We start from the raw sequence: 17,831 nt of genomic DNA on the forward strand, positions 1-17,831 counted from the left end.
CCTTGCGCTGACTCCTGGCGATATGCGGCAAATTCCTGCCGCTTACAGCAGCGAGCTCCGACATGAAGCCCTGCAGCCGTAGACGACATGGCGCTACACTCGAGCGATGATTCCTCGAGGGAGCCCGCAGACAACCATGAGCATTACAACCTTCCACGAAGGCGACAAGAGCCGGGCCATCTGCTCCCGTTGCGGCAACTTGGTCAGTACGACATTCGTCCGCCGAGATCTGCAGTTCAGCGACAGGAAGGGTTCCGCCAACAACATCCTAGTTGCGGTCTGCGATAACTGCGGCGGCGTCGTTGCAACGCCCGCGCAATCCACACCCTCAATTCGCGCGGCGCGCTCATAGATTCGAACTCTCTTCAGGCCATCTCCACGCAAACGGGCCAAGTCGCCCCACGAGCGATCGCATACGCTTCTGCAAAGACAAAAGTCGCGCTCCCAGTTGCTGCACCTACAGCCCGCCGTGACCGCTACGATGTTCGGAAGCCTGACCAGGAAACGGCGTGTGCCCGCGCGGACCCGCGGCTGGCGTGGCAATGAAGTCCAACTCCCTGGCTGCCCTTCCTCATCCATGGAATTCCGCTGCACCCAATGCTGAAATCTCCCAACGACAAGGAGACCTTATGGAACTCACCAGAATCGTTGTGTGCGCGTGCGGAGTGCCAGCACGAGTCCGGGAGATTCCCTACGACTTGGGCGGTACGCCCCTGCGCGACTGGGCGCCGTGCCCATGGTGCTACCGGAAGCTGTACGAGATGCAGGACGAAGGTGTAGTGCTCGTCGAGATGGTGACCGCGGACGAATGGGAGTGAGCTTAGTCAAACTGTGTCTTGCCAGGTCTTATCTACGCCGCTATTAACGTGGGCTGGGTTCGCGCGTCAATAAATCCGGACAGCAATCTCGAAAACGAAGCTGAAACGATCGCACCAACTCAATTCGCTTCGAATCGCCGGTGGAAAGCGCTGCTACCATTCCGTTTCCTATCGCCAAGCCATTCGAGAGACGCAGTATGGAAGTGGCTAGGGAGGGTGGAAACTCCCCCGTCACTGCGGTGAGTGGATGGATACCGGCGTGAACGTATGAGTTCAGCACGCCCCAGTTTGGCACTTTGAACGAGAGAAGCATTTCGTGCGCTGATTTGGCACCAGCTCCGTCAGTCTTCCCCAGTTGGGTAATCATCTTAGCAAGCGTTGGAACGCCAGCCGCCGCATCCGCCGAATCCTGTGACAACGGTGCAGACATCAATGCGAGCTCGCTATCGGAGGCAGTGTAACCAAGCCATGCTGCGCGAGTGAACGCTTCATACTGCGTTCGCAGCAAACCAATCGCCGGTACGAGCAACTGGTGCTCGAGCATCAATCGAAGACCGGTTGCATGGTCCCACGACACGGCACATGCGCGCTGTGCAATAGACCATCGGAAGTCGAAGGCTTGGGCGCCGCTCACAGCGTCCGCCAAACAACTATGTAGTTCGACGGACCGCTCCAACAGATCCTCTAATTTCAAATCTCCTCCGTCCCATCCCTACGATCGTTTAAAGAACTTACCTGTCGAACTGCGACTCTGAGCGCCCTTAGCGCTCAGAGTCGATGTTAAACCATGGCCGGAGGTGTCCCACCAGCCTATCCTCAGCATAGAACCGTTCCGCAATCGCGTTCTCTGAAAATCCGTCATAGTAGGAGAAGCCCACGGCGCGCCCTATCAGACCTAACGGATTTGCCTCGGCCGGAAACACATGCTCGATGCCAAATCGCAACTGGCATGACGTAGTCTTTGGCTTCGCCTTCGCGTTCCCTGGTTGCGATTGGTGAGCGCGCCCTCCGGTTTTTCGCAGAAGATGTTGGCCAAATCGACGCTTCAAATTGGTGGCCTTGCCGACATACAAGCAAGGGAACGGAGCCTCGCTCGGCCACCAATTGTGGTACCGCACATCGACCGGTTTGCGCCCCGGTCCTTTAAGCACGATATGTCGATTGGCCGCCATCAAATCGACTTTTTCGCCTACCCACCAAAACGCGTAGACGCCAGCCGTGTCGGGTATGTCGATAGTATTACGACTAGTGATAATCCTACTCACAGGTCGTGACAGTACTCGAATCGAGCATTTCGGCGACCAGCGATTGCCAAGCTAGGGCAACATCGCTGCTTCGGTTTCTATCGTTCATTTTTCAGATTGACTCAACGAAGTCCAACCTACCACGGAGATTTTTGCAATGCGTTTCTTGCAGTCGACAGTAGGCGGAGTGCGCGACGGCGTTGACCTAAGCCAGGCGAGAAAAACGCATCAACATCAGCAGAGCGACTGACCAAGAGGGGCAAGACGCAACCTAAGCCAATGGGACTGATTGGCGAAACCGCCCCTGAACCAGAGAGCCGGCCCTAGGCAGCCAGCCCTTCAAGTATCTCCGCCGCAGCCTCGGGCGACGGCGCCGGCATGATAACCATATTCTTCTTTTCGCTCATCAGAGTAAGTCGCTGCAACAGGCTTTCGGCATAGCCTCGAGCTTCAGCATCCAAGTCGCTGTTGAGAGGCGCTGTATTGACCAACAGCGCTGGACGCGCCCGTGCGCTAGCTTGACGAATGATGTCAGCGGCAATGTCCAACTCGAACAGCTTGCTCTCCGCCTCTTTCTGCAACGTTACCGAATGGTGTGCGGAAATCGGAAGACTGGTCACTTGCACGAGATGCTGGTGATGAGCATAGTCAATGGTCATCTCGGAAGTGCTATCCAATGCAAAGGTCTTGTTGAACCTGGTCTTGCGGCTCTCGTCTCTCTGGGAGAACTGTCTTTGCAGCGATTTGAGAAATGCGCGTGTCGGGAGCGAGTTCCGTCCCTCGAGCTCCGCGACCTCTTCGTAGTAGTTCCGCGTCCCAAATGCGGACAGCGTACGAATCGCCGTGTCCATGACTTGCGTGGTCGAGTACCCCCGAACGCGGACCGACTCTCCCACAGAGAACCCTTCGAACGGCGGAATTACCTCTGTAAGCGGAACGCCTGTCAGTAACTGTTGATGACAGAACGATGAGGCATGCTCGAGGATGCCCGACGCCGACCTGGCCCTCTCCTTCCCTACAAGCGCTCGAAGCTGGGTGTCGCTGAACGCAATGTAAGAAAGAGGGGCAACCAGCTCTGGTTTTTCGAAGTGAACCAAAATGATGGCGACCAGGCGCTCTCCAAACCGTGCACCGTTCGGCTCCCAAAAAACGGGGGCAGCCCTCGCGGTATGCGAAGGCGGTGCAAGACTAGTAGTAGCAGAACTCATGACCATAGTGATTCGGCGTCCGGACGCTCAAGCCGTTGAGCGATATACAGTGACAGTGGCTCCAGCCGTAACGCGATCAAGTCCACAATAAGAGCCGCCATCTGAAAAATTTGGGAAATTCTGTCACCTTCAACTCGCCAGCTCCGCATGCCGGTTGCCAACAGCTTCAACTTGCGCGCTTGCTTGAGAAAGGTCTCGGCTTCAATGTCGACCGAAGCAGTTTCAAGATGCCTGTCGCGCAGTTGCTCCAGCAACTGGTTTGCCCGTGCCACATGCGATACGACCTGTGCCTGAGCATTCGAGCCCACGACCTCAGCGTATAGCGTAGCGACGGGCTGGAGTGCCTGATTATGGTCGAAGAGCCACCACTTAATTCCATCGAACAGGAAGTTGTCGATGTGTCGGTCCGGATTCGCAACAAGCTCGTCCCAGGCAGCGCCCTTCGGAGCTGTGTCGCTGCTGCAAACTCGATTCCAAAGGTAGTCGTCTCCGTGCGCCTGCAGCTCACGTTTCCGACGCTCAAGGAACTGGTCGGGAGCCTGAAAGACGCTACCGAATAGTACGACCTCCGAACCATAGTCACGTGGAGGCAAGCCAGGCAAATCCTCCGGGTCCGCCAGGACCACGCCAGGCATAGGCACTGGCAACTTCAGAACCTGCGATGCGAGCCCGCAAGCCAGTTCGATATCAATCTGAGCCTGGCTCGGGAGAAGCTTCACGAATACGGGCAGGCCGGGCTCGTCATAGCCGGTGCCAACCAAACCTTTCCATACGTGATTAAGGTGACGACCTTCGACGCGATCCGCAACGTTCAGCAGCCGGTAGACAGGTGGCCTATCAAGCAGACTTTGAAGATCCTTGGGGAGCGCCGCCATTGGAGTTCGCCTTTAATAGGGAGTCGCTGCGATGGCGCCAAGAGCACTTGTGCCGCCGGAACCCGGGCGTAATTTACCACGTGCCTTCGCTCTCCCCCTCCCCACTACTTAAGTGGGGCAGACGTCACCTGCAGCCGTGCCAGACAATGTTTCCGTCGTAGGCTTCCTACGATAAGCATTCCGAACCCCGCATGCCTCTGGCTGCGGGCTTTTTTTCGCCCCGGCTTTGTTATACTGTATGAATATACAGTATCCGTCAGTGAGCCGCTCGCGACCCGCAACTGTACGAACTAGCAAGGCACGCGTGTCGAACTTGGCGGCCTTTGAAATTCGGGAGCCCACGCCACCCGACGCGCGCAGGGAAAGGAATGAGTCTATGGGAAACAGCCGCCTGGCAGCGAACTGCCAACTACCCGGGCAAGCCACTGGCAAACCAGTTCTCGCTGGTGCAAATGGCATTCTTGGCCGCATCCAAGGCCAATACGTGGCGGCTGCGACGAATCTGCTTCCGCCGGCGGCCACAGCTACCGACGCACGCATGGAGGTAGACCTCGACGCCGGTCCGGATGGACGAGTGCGCTTTTTTGCAGAGAAGAAGCAGGTCAAGCACCATCGGCACTCACATTACTTCTGGGCGGTGTACCGTGCGGAGCCGATACGCAGCGACGATCCGATTTGAGCCTGGCGCACTCGAAAGCGAGTATTCGGGAAACTTGACCCCAATCAACGATACGCAAAGTCAGTTTTGCATACACCTACTTGCAGATAAAGCCGCTGCCAGGTATGCCGATAGTAAGGACTTACGCTAGGCGAACCCCGCTACAGCGTTTTCTATAGGCGAGCAGCGTCAGTCTGCTGCTCGCCTCTTTCCCTGCCAAAAAAGAAGCCCATCACATGGCGATGACGGGCTTTGCTCAACCTACGGAATTGAAGAAAGACACGCTCCTGAGTAAGCGCGCCGATCTCAATGTTAGTCCGCGTCTCACGACTGGATGTCGGTGTTTCGCTGATTCCGAGCCGCTGCCTACCTGGCTGCCCTACCTGATGCCAGAGCACTGATTACGCACCCATTCATCCAGACTCGGCACACCTATACTGAGGATGCAAAAACATCCTCAGCTCCAAGCCGAACAAGCCGGCAATCCTTCTCTCTTCAATATTCCCGCTTCGGCTGGGCCGATTTTGAAATGGCCAGGTGGCAAGACCCGGCTCCTGCCAACGCTGCGTGAGTTGTTGCCTGCGGGAAATCGTCTCGTAGAACCGTTCCTCGGCGGCGCCAGCGTCTTCCTGGGCACCGATTTTCCAAGCTACCTGCTACTTGACGCGCACGTGGACCTCATCGGGATGTACAAGCAGATGGTCCAACGTCCCGAGCGCATCATCGAACTGGCACGACCGTTGTTTTCGCAGTATGCGGCAAACGAGAAAATCTACCTCTATATCCGCGAAGCATTCAATCAAGCCACGCCTCCCGATGTCCGCGCCGCCTACTTCCTCTACCTGAATAAGTTTGGCTTCAACGGGCTGTCGCGGTACTCGGCGAAGGGCAACTTCAACGTGCCGTGGAATCGGGCTGCCCAAGCCCCGGCGCTGCCAGAAGAGAGCATCCGAGCGTTCAGCGAGCGGGCGCGAAGCAATGCGGTCATTGTGCAAGGCGACTTCACGGACGCATTTAAGCTCGCGGTGCCTGGCGATGTCATCTACTGTGACCCTCCGTATGTCGACCTCGAGGATTCCCCGTCCTTTACGAAGTACACCTCGGAAGGCTTCCCCCGAGAACGCCAACAGGAATTGGCCGATTTGGCTCGCGCGACGGCGGCACGAGGCATCCCTGTCGTCATCTCAAATCACCTGACTGCGGAAACGCGTGAACTGTATTGCGGCGCTGAGTGTCACGAGGTCGAAGTGCGACGAAGTGTCGCGGCCCTGGCGCACAGCAGACGAACGGTTGCCGAAGGCATATTCGTCTTTACGCCGTGAGTAGGTACTAGCGCCCCAAAGACCGGCGAGTGACCTTTTTCGGCCTCAGCGACCGCTCGGTGCTTCACTTTTGCTCGCGGTGTTCCAAAGCGCGCACGTCATCGAAGAACACCCGGGGAGTCCAGCCCTTTGTGATTCCCTCAAGCAAGAACTGATCAACAATATCCAAGCCAAAATCGGATCCAACGGCGGCGACTCCCGCAAGTCCGCCCAAAAGAGCAGCGGCGGTGGGCGATTCGGCCGCCAGGCCTATGCCTGCTCCAATGGCTGTCATGGCAATTGATTTTGCGAGTTTCCCCCCTTTTGACTGAAAGGGGCCAAGCGGCTTCATAAGTGCGTCCAAGTAGTGCTTGGAGAGATCTTCGGGCGCAACAGCGTCGTAGGGCGCGTGCGCCAGCCATCCTCGAAACTTGCGAGAGGATCGCCTCTTCCGCAGAGCGATCATCTTGACAAACGGCTCATCAATTTGTGCGTAGACGGATTTCAAGTCGGGGATGTTCTCAAGACGTGCTAACGTAGAGAATCCTGAAAGTCGACCTTCGACGGATGCGAGCCGCCCGCAAGATTGACTCAAAAACTCATAGAAGTCGCGATTTGAATACGATGTCATGTTGTTTGACAACGCGAACTTGTATTCAAGCAAACTTCCAGCACACTTCGACAATATCTCTCGCTTCTTCAAAGGTACATCGCGATACGTACTTTCATTTGGGTCAAGGCCATAACATTTAAGCCGACCACTTTCATACGCGGACTTGGAAATTTTCACCACCTCGCCAGCCAATTTCTTGTCAGGAATGGTGTATGTGTCTCGGAGCTTTCGAACGAGCGCGCGCCGGTTGGAGGTATGTAGCTCTTTTGTGTAGCGCGACAGTCCCAATGCAAGAGATTCCTCAGGGTCAGTGTGCGCAGGGGAAGTGAGATTGCCAAAAGTTAGCGGATCGATGCCCGGAATGTCATCGACCAGGTGCGCGACCATGGGCGTCCACAGCACAAATCTGAGCGAACCACTCTCTGCTAGGTCGAGTATCGCTTTGTCCCCCATTAGGGATAGAAGGACTGCCAACGGCAGATTTTCGCCGTGGACCTTCAGGGAGACTGCGTCAAACAGTAGGAAGCTCTCGAAAAGAGTCCCAGCGACCTCCCCCCGTTGTCGCAAAAACTGCGCCGGATCGGTAGACTCAGTTGGCGAGCCGATCACCAAGAATTTTCTGCAGAAATCGTCCAAGCCTTCGTAAAACACGTTCAGCGACATGATCCTTTATCCTTGGCGGCGGAGCATCCATTATATCTTCGTCATAGGTACGGCATGCCGGCGCTCGCCGTATTAGTGCCCGGAATTACTCGACTAGTTGGCCTCGCTGATCCAAACAATCAAGAGTACTGTGCTGATATGCCCCTAACTTCTAAGCTTTCTATTGACGTGACCTTGGGTGGAAGTATTGACACTCGCCATTACACGTTGGATGAGCATCGTCACCGTTTCGCGGTGTGGGCTGCCGGACGAGCATACTCCCGAGGAGGAAGCGGTGGAGGTTATACCGTTCAGGTGGCGAGGACGATGCTGGAAGCAGCCGGCATGCGAAACATCTGCAGCGTTAAAGATTTACCTGCCGTTGAGAAAATCGACCTATTTATCGATGTTCTCATCCAAAAAGTGATGGCAGCCGCGCCGCCTACCTACATCACGTCGAAAAAAGGTGATGACGGGGTTAAGAAGAGTGCTGAGCTCCCATTTATTTGTACGTATGGACGCGCACAGAAACTGGTCAACATCTATCTCAAATCTAAGCTGATATGTGCGAGTGCAGACCACGACGACCCGCGACTAGCAAAGCTCCATCCGCCTCTTGATAGCGAGCTATTAAAAGAACTAAACCGCTTGGCACGAAAGGCCGACGCCTCCCAAGACCAATGCTCATTCAAGGCGCTCTGGAAAAAAGCTCGTGCCAGAGGTACATCATGGACTGCCTTCGACAAGGCTGCCTATGACGCATACATCGCTGCTATCAAGGCCCGGCAAGGCTGGCAACCACTTTGGGCTGTCGAAGAGCATTGGAAGGACGAGAGCTAGCCCACAACTTCGGGATTGTTCTGCTCTGCCCACCGTCCGGCCGCAACAGAATGCGGTGGCCTATCACCCGCGCCGTCAAACGACAGGATGATGGTGGATGGTGTATCGGCGCGATCCAGAGTCATGTACCTGGTTGTCCTCCCGGTCGGCCTCTGTGGTTTTGGTTCGACAATGGCGAATGACATGTTCGCCATTCCCCACGGGCGCTTAGCAGATGCAACCCGAGAAAATGGCATAGGCACGCGACCGCACGGCTGGCGTCCCGCGATACAATTGCGCTTTCCCGCCAGCATGCCTTTCCCGCAATGGTCAAGAAAAAGAAGGAAGAAGAGCTTTTTGCTTTCGTTGTCATGCCCTTCGACAAGAAGTTTAAGGACCTTTACCTCTATGGCATCAAAGGTACTGCGGAGTCCCTGAACCTTCGTGCGGAACGGCTTGACGAGCAGATCTACCAAGAGGGGATGCTTGAACGCATCTACAGGCAGATCGACGTTGCGGACATTGTCATCGCTGACATGAGCGACAAGAATCCGAACGTTTTCTACGAAGTTGGGTATGCCCATGCCAAGGGTAAGCTGTGTATCTTGCTGACCTCGCAGGCGGAGGATATTCCGTTCGACCTTAAACATAAACGCCACATTGTCCACAACGGCGAGGCGTCGACACTCTCTGAGTTGCTGAAGACGGAACTACTTTGGGCGAAGGACGAGATCAAGAAAGCTAGAGACAGCCGTATCTCCGTGGACTTCAAGACACCCACCGGCGTTACCAAGGTGGGACGTTACCATGTGGATGCCGAACTCAATTTCGTGATTGAACTGCGCAACAACTCCGACCGGCCATCTCCCGAGATCGACCATGCCTATTTCCTTTGCTCAGACCGCTGGGAAGTGAGCCAAAACGGAAAAGTATGCCCGTCTGCCCGTGCCGAGGATGGCCGGACAATGCAGCATTTCGTTGAGTTCCCCGTGAAGCGGCTTCAAAAAGGTGGCTGGGCGCGGCTCTCTCTAGACGCTACACGTGTTATGGCGGACGGGGCTGAAGGTGACGAGCTTGAAACCGAATACCGACTGAAGGGCGCCCTCGGCTTGTTACTCGTCACCTCTGAAGGCTCTTTCACCTACAGCGAATTCATGGATATTGAAATTGACGACCTGCCCTTCTAGCGCAAAGACATCGCACCCTTGATGCACTGAGCTTTTATGATGTGCAGGGAGGTCTAGCTCGAGCTCTCCCAAAGACGAAAGGGGAGCAATCGCTCCCCTCCTTCACTTCTCACCAGCTATCGGCCTTAGATAGCAGCGTCCTTCAGCTTCTTCAACGGACGAACCTTGACCTTCACGGATGCCGGCTTAGCAGCAAACCACTGGTCCTGGCCGGTGAACGGGTTCTTGCCGAAGCGCTTCTTCGTCGCCGGAACCTGGATAGCCGACACCTTGAACAGGCCTGGCAACGTGAATTCGCCAGCGCCCTTCTTGTGGATCGAGCTCACGATGGTGTTCTCGAGGTGCGACAGCACCGTTTGCACCGTCTTCTTATCCAGTTCAGTCTGAGCAACCAGGTGAGCCAGCAGGCTCGACTTGTTGAACGTATCCTTCAGCGGCTTCGCAACTGGCGCCGCTGCAACCTTCTTGGCTGCCGGTGCTACCTTCTTCGCTACGGGTGCAGCCTTCTTTGCCGGCGCTGCCGCTTTCTTTGCCGCAGCTTTCGGGGCGGCCGTCTTCTTCGTTGCCATGTGGCTCCTGTCGCAAACTACCGGCACGATTGCCGGAATCCGCAAAGCATAGCGAAGGTAAGAGCTGACGCGCAATGGGGATGGGCCCAAAAGTCTTTACGAACCGAGACGCCCCAACAATACTGAAGTTGCAGCATTCGAATGCGTCCATGACCATTTTCGCGTGCGGGGCGTCAAACCAGTTGCTATTCCCTGTTCGCGTTCAAAACCGCCGTCGCCCAAATCCGCGCTTCTTGATGAATCAGCTTGACGTCCCCCGCGCTCCGCAAGACGCGGTATGAATTCAGTATCACGAGCCTCCCCTTGATCCTGCAATAGCTGGCGACATGGATGACAGGTACGCTGCCGCGCCCCGTCTTCAAGGCCGTTGAATACATAAACCATTCAGGCGTATCCTCGTTCACGCCCATCAACTTGACCTCGTCGATGCCGACGCTCTTAAGAACGCCCGGATGCTGGCTCTCGACCTGCTGCTGGATGTCCATGCTCTTTGTTACCGCCTTGAGCCTTTCAAATCGCTCTTGAGTGAGTTCCACGGCGCGCGCTCCCCGTGGGGTCTGAACTTGCATCCAACTCGTTGGATCCCAGTGGGTTGCGTTAACGTCCTTCGGCGCGTCCTTTAGAGGCAAGAAGTGGTCAAGCAACAAGACTCGCTGAGGCGTTAGTTCTTCGGCGGTCCGATACAGGTTCGGGTATCGCGACGTAGAAAGGAAGCCCGGCGGGCTAGGCACGTCAATGTTCACGCCTTCGAAATCATACGGCCGTGCATGAGCCACCGCGGTCCCACCCATAGCTGCCACGATAAGCAAGGTTCTTAGTATTCTCTGCATGACGCTTTCTTGTCGTGTTAGTGCTGCCAACAATTCTACTGACAGAGGCGACGGCATAGAGCTTTGTTAGCCCAGCCACCCGAGTATCGCAGTGCGCCCAGGACCGCCTTCCCATTCGGGAATACGACTTCCGCAACGTACAGACGGGGGAATATCGCTAGTCCTTATACACGCCTTCAAATTCGAACCAGCTTTTCCGACTCGTCACCTTCGCCCATAGATAGCGAGTCTCGCACCAACGCATCATGTCACGCCGTTTCAACGTAGTCCGCCTGCGATCGTAGTATTCGTCGTCTTTAATTCGCTCCTCCAAACGCTCTGCGGTGTCGAAACTGATCCCGACATGATTTCCCTTTCGCTCGTTGCCGCCAGGTCCGTAGCTATAGGCAACTTCCGTGGCTTTCTTGAAATGCTCCCCCGGGGTTTTTTTAGCAGATACAAGTACCGTCGTCTTGCCAAAGAGCGACGCTACTGCTATGAGCCGAGCGCCCTCTTCCGACTCATCGCATAGTTCGATCTCACCGCTTATGACTGCTCGTTTGCGGAAGGTGTCTTGGGTGACCAGCGAGAATAGTTTCTTGAACATTGTTTCGCCTCCAATCAGGCAGCCACATTGAACCGATGGCATCACGGCTGGCAGTCGCTCACCTCGAGCTTCGGCTACTCCGCGTCGAGCTCTGGGCCCAGCCGCCGTACGCTGCGGACTGGGTGCCGACCACCGCAGCAACCGACTGCGTCGCGTTTAGCAGATTAGATGTTAGAGTAAATTCGGCACCATTTCGGGAGTGCGAGATGTCGTTCGATGACAGCCAGGACAAGAAGAGCGCGACATGGTCAATTGGCCTGCAACCTAATCCGGTTGAAAGGCGCCTTGCGGAAACAGCCCTCTTAATGGCATGGGCACGCGATCGCAAGACTGGCGTGCCGCGATACATCCTCGAACTTGACGAGCATCACCGCGGTGCCGACTGCGACTGTAATTGCGTCAGTTGCGGTGCCGAGCTGATCGCGGTCAACGCGGCTCGGAAAACCTTCGTACGCCGACCTCATTTCCGACATGCCACGGGCACCGATAAGCATTCTTGTGTGGTCCAGGCAGCACGTCTAGCCGTTCTGGCTACGCTGGAGAGTACAGGCTACTTGGATTTGCCTAGCCGTCGACGGACGGCGCAAATCATGGGCCTCTCTGGCGCTTTTTATGATGCCTGGGCCGAAGCCCCTGCCGAACGCGTACGCATCGCATCCTGCTCATTTTCGGATATCGCATCGGCGGTTGTCACTCTCGACGATGGCCGGGAACTGCGCGTCGTTTTCATCGGCAGCCAGGTGAGCAACGCTGAAGGGGCCTCGCATGCCGTTATTGAAGTGCTAGTCGATGACCCTGCGCTGGCCGCCATGAGCTCGGAGGAGTTGCGAGATCGCGCGCGTCTACTCATATGCAACGCTCATTGGTGCGAACACTGGCAAGACGATGCCCTCATCGAGTCCGCGATGGAGCAAGCGCGCGAACTGGCAGCCGATGGCCTCGACCTCCTGGACGAAGACGAAGATGCAGACCTGCTTGGCAGCACAACGCCCCAGGACATGCGCGAAACTCTGCTGCACAGGAAAGCCAAGGAGCTCCTCGAGCGCGAGAAGCGAATCATGGTCCCTCAGATGGCGGTCACGGAGCCCTCTCCGGAATGGCCGCTGGAGCCCATCGCCCGCAAGCTCCGTGAAGCGCAGATGCTTGAACTGGAGTCCGTGGTTCTCGAACAGCGCACAGGTCGGATAATTCCGGACGTCACCGCCACAACGGCCCCGGCGCCTGGATGCCAAGTCGAGACGCTCCTCATCGAAATCACGGTGACAAACGGGATAAACGAGGAGCGTCGCGCGCGAATCCTTGAGACGAACCTGCCGACTCTGGAAATCGACCTATCACGCCTTGGTGGCAGAGTCACTGAGGCTGAGTTCACACGGTTAATCGTCGAGGAACTCGCCGGCAAAAGATGGCTTCACCATCCAGAAATTGAGGTGGAACGTAGCCGAATTCATTCCGAATGGACTGCCATACGGACGGAAAGGGACGCACAGACGTCGCAACGGGAAGGGAGCCGGAGCAGCACAATTGGAGGACATCGCGTGCCGCCGCGTGTCTACCCTGAACCGGACCTCTGGCTGAAGGGAAAAGCACTTGAGCAATGGAAACGAGAGCATCCTGAGGAGGCGGCGGCCTGGTACTCGCAAAAGGAATGAGGTGGGAGCCCTGCTCGCTTCCCGAGGTGCCTTATGAGGCCTCTTTCAATCATTTGTCACTTGCCCAATGGAGTACGAGGCCGGACTGAATACGCAATGCAACCATCCACCCTCCGTGCCGCTCCCCGATACTCCCTGGCTGCACGACGAAGTCTTACTCGCATCGGTATTTCGACATCTGACCGCCGGCGCGCTGCACAGCTTCCGATGCTTGCTGGACCTGCGCGGAGCTCTGACTAAGCAACGCTCGTTCCGAATTGGCCACAGCAACCTGGTAAGACTGACGAAGCGAGGGACAGACGATACTCGACGTGAGCCGCGCTTGCCCTTGGGGATCGAAGAACGAGGACGGTTCTGCGCGATATTCGGTGTTCTTCTGCCCGATGGACTTCCTTACCACCTCAGTCTTTGAATCGTTCTGGCACGGGCCGTCCTGCAACGTGACATGCCCACTCGCACTCCGACATTGAAAGATGTTCTGGCCCGCAGCATTCGTGGTCAGGACCAACATCGCAACGACAAGATATCGACGCATCATGCAACTGGTACCCGCACAGCCCGCGGCACGGACCCGTCAGTTGATCCCGACGAACCACTTCCTGTTGCAGGCTCGCCGGGTACAACACTCTTGTAATCGCCGACGATGGTCTGCAAATCAACGTTCTTAGACGTGTAGCGCATGATCGGGATGCCAGCTGACGCTAGGACTTCGTTCTTCTGCTTATCTCGCTTCTGTGCTTTAGCGCTGCTGTGCGAAGCACCATCAAGCTCGATAACGTAGAGCGGTCGCATCGTCTTCCTCTCGCACACAAGGTAGTCGACATACTTCTGCGCAAACAAATTCCTGGCAGCCTGAGCCTTCCCCTTATGTTGCACGAACGAGGACATGGCGACCTGCGGGAAGATGTGCGCATCGCGTAGAGCGACCGTCAGCCGTTCGTAGAGCGCGATCTCATCCTGGCGTAAGAATGGGTCTTTGCGGGCGAAACGGAAGTTCCTCGAAGAGCCTCCGCTCCCACTTCTCGCCTTAAGCACCGACAGAATGCAGATGGCAATGACGAAAAGAAGGGCAAGACCTAGCATCGATTTCATTTGAGACCCTTTCGTATTTATTGTTTTCTCGCGCGATAGTAAGGGCTAACCCGACGCCGTTGCATCCCCCAATGGTGGGACCCAGCTAGGGTTGTGTCGGCGCGCAGAATCTACGGTCACTTTCAGCTCGCCACTGCCAACCCGAAGCCGGCTGCGCGAACTGATCCGCGACCTGTTCGTACGATTGTGATGGAACGCTAACTAGGGTGAAGCCAGAGTGAAGTCGTTCGCGTCTCAAGGCCTTCATCCTCGCCAAGCAACGGGCTGGTCGTTAGTTCAAATGGTCTTGTAGCCAAAAAGTCACATGTTCCAATCATCAAATCAAGTAGTGGTATCAGGAACCGGAAAACGCAACTCGACACCTGAGAAGAAGCACTGACATCACTCAACTCGTCGCGTTGGCGATTGGCTACGTCCCGATATGCACAAGTCTTTTTCGAGCGATCGCGAGCGCATGTGGTCCGTCGTTTGTCAAGAAAAGCCTTGCCAAACCAACGCAGACGGGCGCAACGACTCGGGTTGCCTGACGCCCAGCTAGCAGGGTAAACTGTCGGTAGCCGAAAATAGAGTTGCGGGTTGGTATCTCCTGCGACCCATACGGGTTCTTAGTTCCACGGCGTCCCTAAGTTATTCGGGGGCGCGGCGTCGTCCAGAGCTTCGCGTGCCTCCCCCTAGCGAGGTTTTGAGCATGCCCTTCCCCACGGTTGGCCTGGCTTCCATGGCTCAGGCAATGACTATCCGTGACGTGTCCCTGACCCGGCAAGACGTAGTGTCCCTGCTGAGCGGACATCGTGGTGAAATTACGTTTGAGAACTGCGCGTTCGATGGCGAAGACCTCGAGAACATCGATTTCCAAAGCGCCAAGTTCTCCCACTGCACATTTCTATCGGCCAGCTTCGACCTTGCCAGATTGGAGCAGACGCGCTGGCTTGCCTGCAAAGCAAGCGGCGCACGGTTTCAGTATGCTGATTTGACTGACGCGCGCGTTTACCGGAGCGACTTCAGCAATACCCAATGGTCTGGCGCTAAATTGGCTTCGACAACCTTTGCCGAATCCTTGCTGACTGCGTCGCGGTTCACCGACGTGCATTCACCCGGCATTGACTTCCATGAATCGTTACTGGTGGCCGCCGACCTTAACGGTATGTCGTTCTACAAACAGAGAATTGAGTCGTTGAATTTCTCCGAAGCAGATCTGTCAGGCTGCGACTTTCGGGATGCCGTCTTCGAGGGCGGAAGCATTCGGAATGCGGTACTTCGAAACGCTCGATTTGAAGGTGCCGATCTTCGCGGTACCGACATTGGTGGTTTGCGACTCGCGGAGCTGAAGCAGAGTTTCAAGGGAGCAATCTTCTCCAGCGACCAAGCGGCCGAGCTAGTCGGCGAGTATGGAGTTCGGGTTGCCTAGTGGGCGGGAGCAGCGCCGATGCCCCGGCGCCCTCTCCCCGTTCCTGATCACGTCACTAGGTATGCGCAGCCATACACCGCCTCCGTCTATCCTTTTCGGCCTCAGCTGCCGAGCTAGCAACTGAAAGCGTTTTCGGATTCGCCTATCCCGCTCTTCGTCGGCACGAACCAACTCACGACCATAAGGCAGTGCCCCTACTGCCTACTGATGCCTCGCTCCCCGCTCAAGCCAAAAAAAAGCGTTCCGGAGCCACGGAGCCCACCGGAACGCTGCAAGGAGCAGCGAGACACACGCTGCGAGGATCAGGATGTTTGCCCCGGAGAGGAGACGCCTCCAGTCCGGCTCGATTTCGAAATGCCGGAGAGACGTAGCCCAAGGCTCTCGCCAGCCGGGACGGCAATATTTTCGGAACTCTAGCTTCTCTATTTGGTATACCAGCTTACCATATCTGAAATTCCAAAACATGCCCGCGAGATTGGTATTTGCCCGAAGTGCGGAACTGAGCGATCGCTGCGCAATAGGTCGCGTCACACACCAGCACCCCCACCACGAAGTCACTCGCTGTGGACTAACTCATTGGCTGCGGTCTCGAACAAGCTGCGTGGCCCTACGGTAGAGTCGCTCCGTGAGCACCAACACGATAATTCCCGCCAGTGTTGGAAAAATAAGGAAACTCCAACCGGGATGAGCAAGAAAGATGATGATCGGGTTGCTGCCAGCGGGAGGATGCACCGTATCGGTCGCCATCATGGTCACCAAGGAAACGGACACTGCTGCAGCCATAGCTGGCCATTCCCCGCCTAGCCAATGAAAGAAGCACAGACCGATTGCAGATGAAATCAGATGGCCACCGATGACGTTCCTGAGTCGCGAGAATCGAACATCGGGGAAGCCAAAGAGAAGAACGCAGGACGCACCGAAGGAACCCAGGATCCAAGTTTGGGATGTGTATCTGGCCAGAATGCCAACCAAGCTCAACGCAACGAACGCGCCCAGGCCGGCCAGCAACGTGCTGGCGACCTGGGTTCGACGCGCGATACGCTCTTCGTTTGACTGAATTGCGGATGGCGTCGTCATGTTCCTCAGCTCTTGAACTTCGCCGCTTCTTCCGAGCCCTTGGTGGCATTACCCGCGCTGTAGGAGTGCGCGCCAACTCCAGCGAGCTTGCCGCCTTGTACGATCAAGTACTCGTCGCGAATTGGACGGTTCTCGAAGTAGCATTCGAGAATCTCACGCGTTCCGGCTGCATAGCGCGTTTGAGCCGACAGGCTCGTCCCTGAGATATGAGGTGTCATCCCGTGATGGGGCATGCTGCGCCACGGATGATCCTTCGGTGCGGGCTGAGGGAACCAAACGTCCCCAGCATAGCCGGCCAGTTGACCGCTTTCGAGCGCCGCGACGATTGCATCGCGGTCGCACAACTTACCACGGGCGGTATTTACAAGATACGCTCCACGCTTGAACTTCTTCAGGCTCTCAGCGTTGATCATGTGTTCGGTTTCGGGATGCAGCGGGCAGTTCAACGTCACGACGTCGCAGACTCGCGTGAGACTTTCCAGGGTCGTGTGATGGGTCAGGTTCAGCTCCCGCTCCACGGCTTCAGGCAGGCGGTGCCGATCGAGGTAATGGAGTTTGACGTCGAACGGCTTCAGCAGACGCAACACTCGCAAGCCAATGCGGCCGGCAGCGACCGTACCAACGTTCATCCCCTCAACGTCATATGAGCGCGTGACACAGTCTGCGATATTCCAGCCGCCCTTGAGAACCCAGTTGTACGATGGAATGTAGTTGCGCACCAGGCCAAGCACCATCATTGCCACATGTTCTGCCACGCTGTTGCTATTGCAGTACGTAACTTCTGCGACAGTAATCCCTCGCTCCATCGCGGCCTGGAGGTCTGTGTGGTCGGACCCAATTCCAGCGGTAACGATCATCTTGAGCTTAGGCGCCTTGTCCATCCGCTCCGCCGTCATATACGCCGGCCAGAACGGCTGGGAGATGACGATTTCCGCATCGTGCAGCTCCCGATCCAGGACGCTGTTTTCGCCATCTTTGCTCGAGGTCACGACGAGCTCGTGGCCATTCGACTCGAGATACTTGCGCAAACCAAGCTCACCCGAAACGCTCCCCAGCAGCGAACCAGGTTGAAAGTCGATTGCGCGCGGTGTCGGCAACGTCTGGCCGTCGGGGTAGCGATCGAGCTTCGGGAGGTCGTCCCGCGGGTAGCTCTTGGGGTAACCGGTTACGGGATCATCGTAGAGAACGCAGACGATCTTTGCCATTGGAATGTCTCCTTGATATTGGCGAAATTGATAGCAGCGGCACGGGG

At 56.4% G+C, this 17,831-nt stretch carries 19 protein-coding genes; 8 read left to right on the forward strand and 11 right to left on the reverse strand.

Features of this window, described 5'->3' with window-relative positions; genetic code table 11:
* The first annotated feature begins 136 nt into the window (after positions 1-136).
* Both A9J21_RS31675 and A9J21_RS21155 read left to right on the forward strand, forming a co-directional pair.
* Positions 137-352, forward strand: coding sequence for a hypothetical protein (locus A9J21_RS31675; RefSeq protein ID WP_156546054.1), 216 nt, complete (start codon positions 137-139; stop codon positions 350-352).
* A 313-nt stretch (positions 353-665) separates the two neighbouring features.
* Positions 666-818 (forward strand): hypothetical protein, encoded by a 153-nt coding sequence (locus tag A9J21_RS21155; protein ID WP_197497543.1) that lies wholly within the window; start codon positions 666-668, stop codon positions 816-818.
* A gap of 43 nt (positions 819-861) precedes the next feature.
* Here the strand turns inward: A9J21_RS21155 and A9J21_RS31680 are convergent, their stop codons facing one another.
* From A9J21_RS31680 to A9J21_RS21165, 3 genes are all read right to left on the reverse strand, one after another.
* Positions 862-1,452, reverse strand: a complete 591-nt coding sequence (locus A9J21_RS31680) for a DUF6988 family protein (protein ID WP_404851402.1) — start codon at positions 1,450-1,452, stop codon at positions 862-864.
* A gap of 933 nt (positions 1,453-2,385) precedes the next feature.
* Positions 2,386-2,913 (reverse strand): hypothetical protein, encoded by a 528-nt coding sequence (locus tag A9J21_RS21160; protein ID WP_231906996.1) that lies wholly within the window; start codon positions 2,911-2,913, stop codon positions 2,386-2,388.
* A 353-nt stretch (positions 2,914-3,266) separates the two neighbouring features.
* On the reverse strand, positions 3,267-4,145 hold the full coding sequence (locus A9J21_RS21165; RefSeq protein ID WP_231906997.1) for a hypothetical protein: 879 nt from the start codon (positions 4,143-4,145) through the stop codon (positions 3,267-3,269).
* A gap of 376 nt (positions 4,146-4,521) precedes the next feature.
* On the opposite strand from A9J21_RS21165, the gene A9J21_RS21170 reads away from it, so the two are divergent.
* Entirely contained in the window at positions 4,522-4,824 is a 303-nt protein-coding gene (locus A9J21_RS21170; protein WP_066739121.1) for a hypothetical protein, read from the forward strand.
* A 422-nt stretch (positions 4,825-5,246) separates the two neighbouring features.
* Positions 5,247-6,125 carry a DNA adenine methylase gene (locus A9J21_RS21175; RefSeq protein ID WP_231906998.1) on the forward strand — a complete coding sequence of 293 codons (879 nt, stop codon included), beginning with the start codon at positions 5,247-5,249 and terminating at the stop codon, positions 6,123-6,125.
* Between the two features lie 64 nt (positions 6,126-6,189).
* Here the strand turns inward: A9J21_RS21175 and A9J21_RS21180 are convergent, their stop codons facing one another.
* Positions 6,190-7,380 carry a hypothetical protein gene (locus A9J21_RS21180; RefSeq protein ID WP_066739122.1) on the reverse strand — a complete coding sequence of 397 codons (1,191 nt, stop codon included), beginning with the start codon at positions 7,378-7,380 and terminating at the stop codon, positions 6,190-6,192.
* 306 nt (positions 7,381-7,686) lie between these two features.
* Here A9J21_RS21180 and A9J21_RS31690 point away from each other — a divergent pair, with 306 nt between their 5' ends.
* The gene (locus A9J21_RS31690) at positions 7,687-8,199 is read left to right on the forward strand and encodes a hypothetical protein (RefSeq protein WP_156546060.1); all 513 of its coding nucleotides are present in this window, start codon (positions 7,687-7,689) and stop codon (positions 8,197-8,199) included.
* 305 nt (positions 8,200-8,504) lie between these two features.
* Entirely contained in the window at positions 8,505-9,365 is an 861-nt protein-coding gene (locus A9J21_RS32040) for a hypothetical protein (protein ID WP_197497541.1), read from the forward strand.
* Positions 9,366-9,490: 125 nt separating this feature from the next.
* Here the strand turns inward: A9J21_RS32040 and A9J21_RS21190 are convergent, their stop codons facing one another.
* The 3 genes from A9J21_RS21190 to A9J21_RS21200 form a co-directional block, all read right to left on the reverse strand.
* The gene (locus A9J21_RS21190) at positions 9,491-9,934 is read right to left on the reverse strand and encodes an HU family DNA-binding protein (RefSeq protein WP_066739123.1); all 444 of its coding nucleotides are present in this window, start codon (positions 9,932-9,934) and stop codon (positions 9,491-9,493) included.
* A gap of 185 nt (positions 9,935-10,119) precedes the next feature.
* Entirely contained in the window at positions 10,120-10,470 is a 351-nt protein-coding gene (locus A9J21_RS31695; protein WP_156546062.1) for a hypothetical protein, read from the reverse strand.
* 451 nt (positions 10,471-10,921) lie between these two features.
* Positions 10,922-11,350, reverse strand: a complete 429-nt coding sequence (locus tag A9J21_RS21200; RefSeq protein ID WP_066739125.1) for a hypothetical protein — start codon at positions 11,348-11,350, stop codon at positions 10,922-10,924.
* A gap of 206 nt (positions 11,351-11,556) precedes the next feature.
* On the opposite strand from A9J21_RS21200, the gene A9J21_RS21205 reads away from it, so the two are divergent.
* Positions 11,557-13,002: a hypothetical protein gene (locus A9J21_RS21205; protein ID WP_156546064.1), complete on the forward strand. Its 1,446-nt coding sequence runs from the start codon at positions 11,557-11,559 to the stop codon at positions 13,000-13,002.
* Positions 13,003-13,156: 154 nt separating this feature from the next.
* Here A9J21_RS21205 and A9J21_RS32720 read toward each other — a convergent pair whose 3' ends face one another.
* Entirely contained in the window at positions 13,157-13,540 is a 384-nt protein-coding gene (locus A9J21_RS32720; protein ID WP_082926541.1) for a DUF4124 domain-containing protein, read from the reverse strand.
* Entirely contained in the window at positions 13,537-14,094 is a 558-nt protein-coding gene (locus tag A9J21_RS21215; protein ID WP_231906999.1) for a DUF2726 domain-containing protein, read from the reverse strand. The genes A9J21_RS32720 and A9J21_RS21215 overlap by 4 nt, the downstream gene beginning before the upstream one ends.
* Positions 14,095-14,782: 688 nt before the next feature.
* Here A9J21_RS21215 and A9J21_RS21220 point away from each other — a divergent pair.
* A complete protein-coding gene (locus A9J21_RS21220) occupies positions 14,783-15,502 on the forward strand; it encodes a pentapeptide repeat-containing protein (RefSeq protein WP_066739128.1) in 720 nt (239 codons plus the stop codon).
* A gap of 573 nt (positions 15,503-16,075) precedes the next feature.
* Here A9J21_RS21220 and A9J21_RS21225 read toward each other — a convergent pair.
* On the reverse strand, positions 16,076-16,579 hold the full coding sequence (locus tag A9J21_RS21225; RefSeq protein WP_066739129.1) for an HPP family protein: 504 nt from the start codon (positions 16,577-16,579) through the stop codon (positions 16,076-16,078).
* A 5-nt stretch (positions 16,580-16,584) separates the two neighbouring features.
* Complete coding sequence (locus A9J21_RS21230) at positions 16,585-17,784, reverse strand: NAD-dependent formate dehydrogenase (RefSeq protein ID WP_066739130.1); 1,200 nt, start codon at positions 17,782-17,784, stop codon at positions 16,585-16,587.
* Between the last annotated feature and the right edge of the window lie 47 nt (positions 17,785-17,831).

Origin of the sequence: Cupriavidus sp. D384 (assembly GCF_001652915.1) — a bacterium.
In the GTDB taxonomy this organism is placed as follows: Bacteria; Pseudomonadota; Gammaproteobacteria; order Burkholderiales; family Burkholderiaceae; genus Cupriavidus.

Coding starts and splice junctions, on each gene's coding strand:
- A9J21_RS21230 (WP_066739130.1), bottom strand. CDS start 17,784: ATGGCAAAGATCGTCTGCGTTCTCTACGATGATCCCGTAACCGGTTAC.
- A9J21_RS21175 (WP_231906998.1), top strand. CDS start 5,247: ATGCAAAAACATCCTCAGCTCCAAGCCGAACAAGCCGGCAATCCTTCT.
- A9J21_RS31675 (WP_156546054.1), top strand. CDS start 137: ATGAGCATTACAACCTTCCACGAAGGCGACAAGAGCCGGGCCATCTGC.
- A9J21_RS32720 (WP_082926541.1), bottom strand. CDS start 13,540: ATGATGCGTCGATATCTTGTCGTTGCGATGTTGGTCCTGACCACGAAT.
- A9J21_RS21165 (WP_231906997.1), bottom strand. CDS start 4,145: ATGGCGGCGCTCCCCAAGGATCTTCAAAGTCTGCTTGATAGGCCACCT.
- A9J21_RS21180 (WP_066739122.1), bottom strand. CDS start 7,380: ATGTCGCTGAACGTGTTTTACGAAGGCTTGGACGATTTCTGCAGAAAA.
- A9J21_RS32040 (WP_197497541.1), top strand. CDS start 8,505: ATGGTCAAGAAAAAGAAGGAAGAAGAGCTTTTTGCTTTCGTTGTCATG.
- A9J21_RS21190 (WP_066739123.1), bottom strand. CDS start 9,934: ATGGCAACGAAGAAGACGGCCGCCCCGAAAGCTGCGGCAAAGAAAGCG.
- A9J21_RS21220 (WP_066739128.1), top strand. CDS start 14,783: ATGCCCTTCCCCACGGTTGGCCTGGCTTCCATGGCTCAGGCAATGACT.
- A9J21_RS21200 (WP_066739125.1), bottom strand. CDS start 11,350: ATGTTCAAGAAACTATTCTCGCTGGTCACCCAAGACACCTTCCGCAAA.
- A9J21_RS21160 (WP_231906996.1), bottom strand. CDS start 2,913: ATGGACACGGCGATTCGTACGCTGTCCGCATTTGGGACGCGGAACTAC.
- A9J21_RS21170 (WP_066739121.1), top strand. CDS start 4,522: ATGGGAAACAGCCGCCTGGCAGCGAACTGCCAACTACCCGGGCAAGCC.
- A9J21_RS21205 (WP_156546064.1), top strand. CDS start 11,557: ATGTCGTTCGATGACAGCCAGGACAAGAAGAGCGCGACATGGTCAATT.
- A9J21_RS31690 (WP_156546060.1), top strand. CDS start 7,687: ATGCTGGAAGCAGCCGGCATGCGAAACATCTGCAGCGTTAAAGATTTA.
- A9J21_RS21215 (WP_231906999.1), bottom strand. CDS start 14,094: ATGAAATCGATGCTAGGTCTTGCCCTTCTTTTCGTCATTGCCATCTGC.
- A9J21_RS21225 (WP_066739129.1), bottom strand. CDS start 16,579: ATGACGACGCCATCCGCAATTCAGTCAAACGAAGAGCGTATCGCGCGT.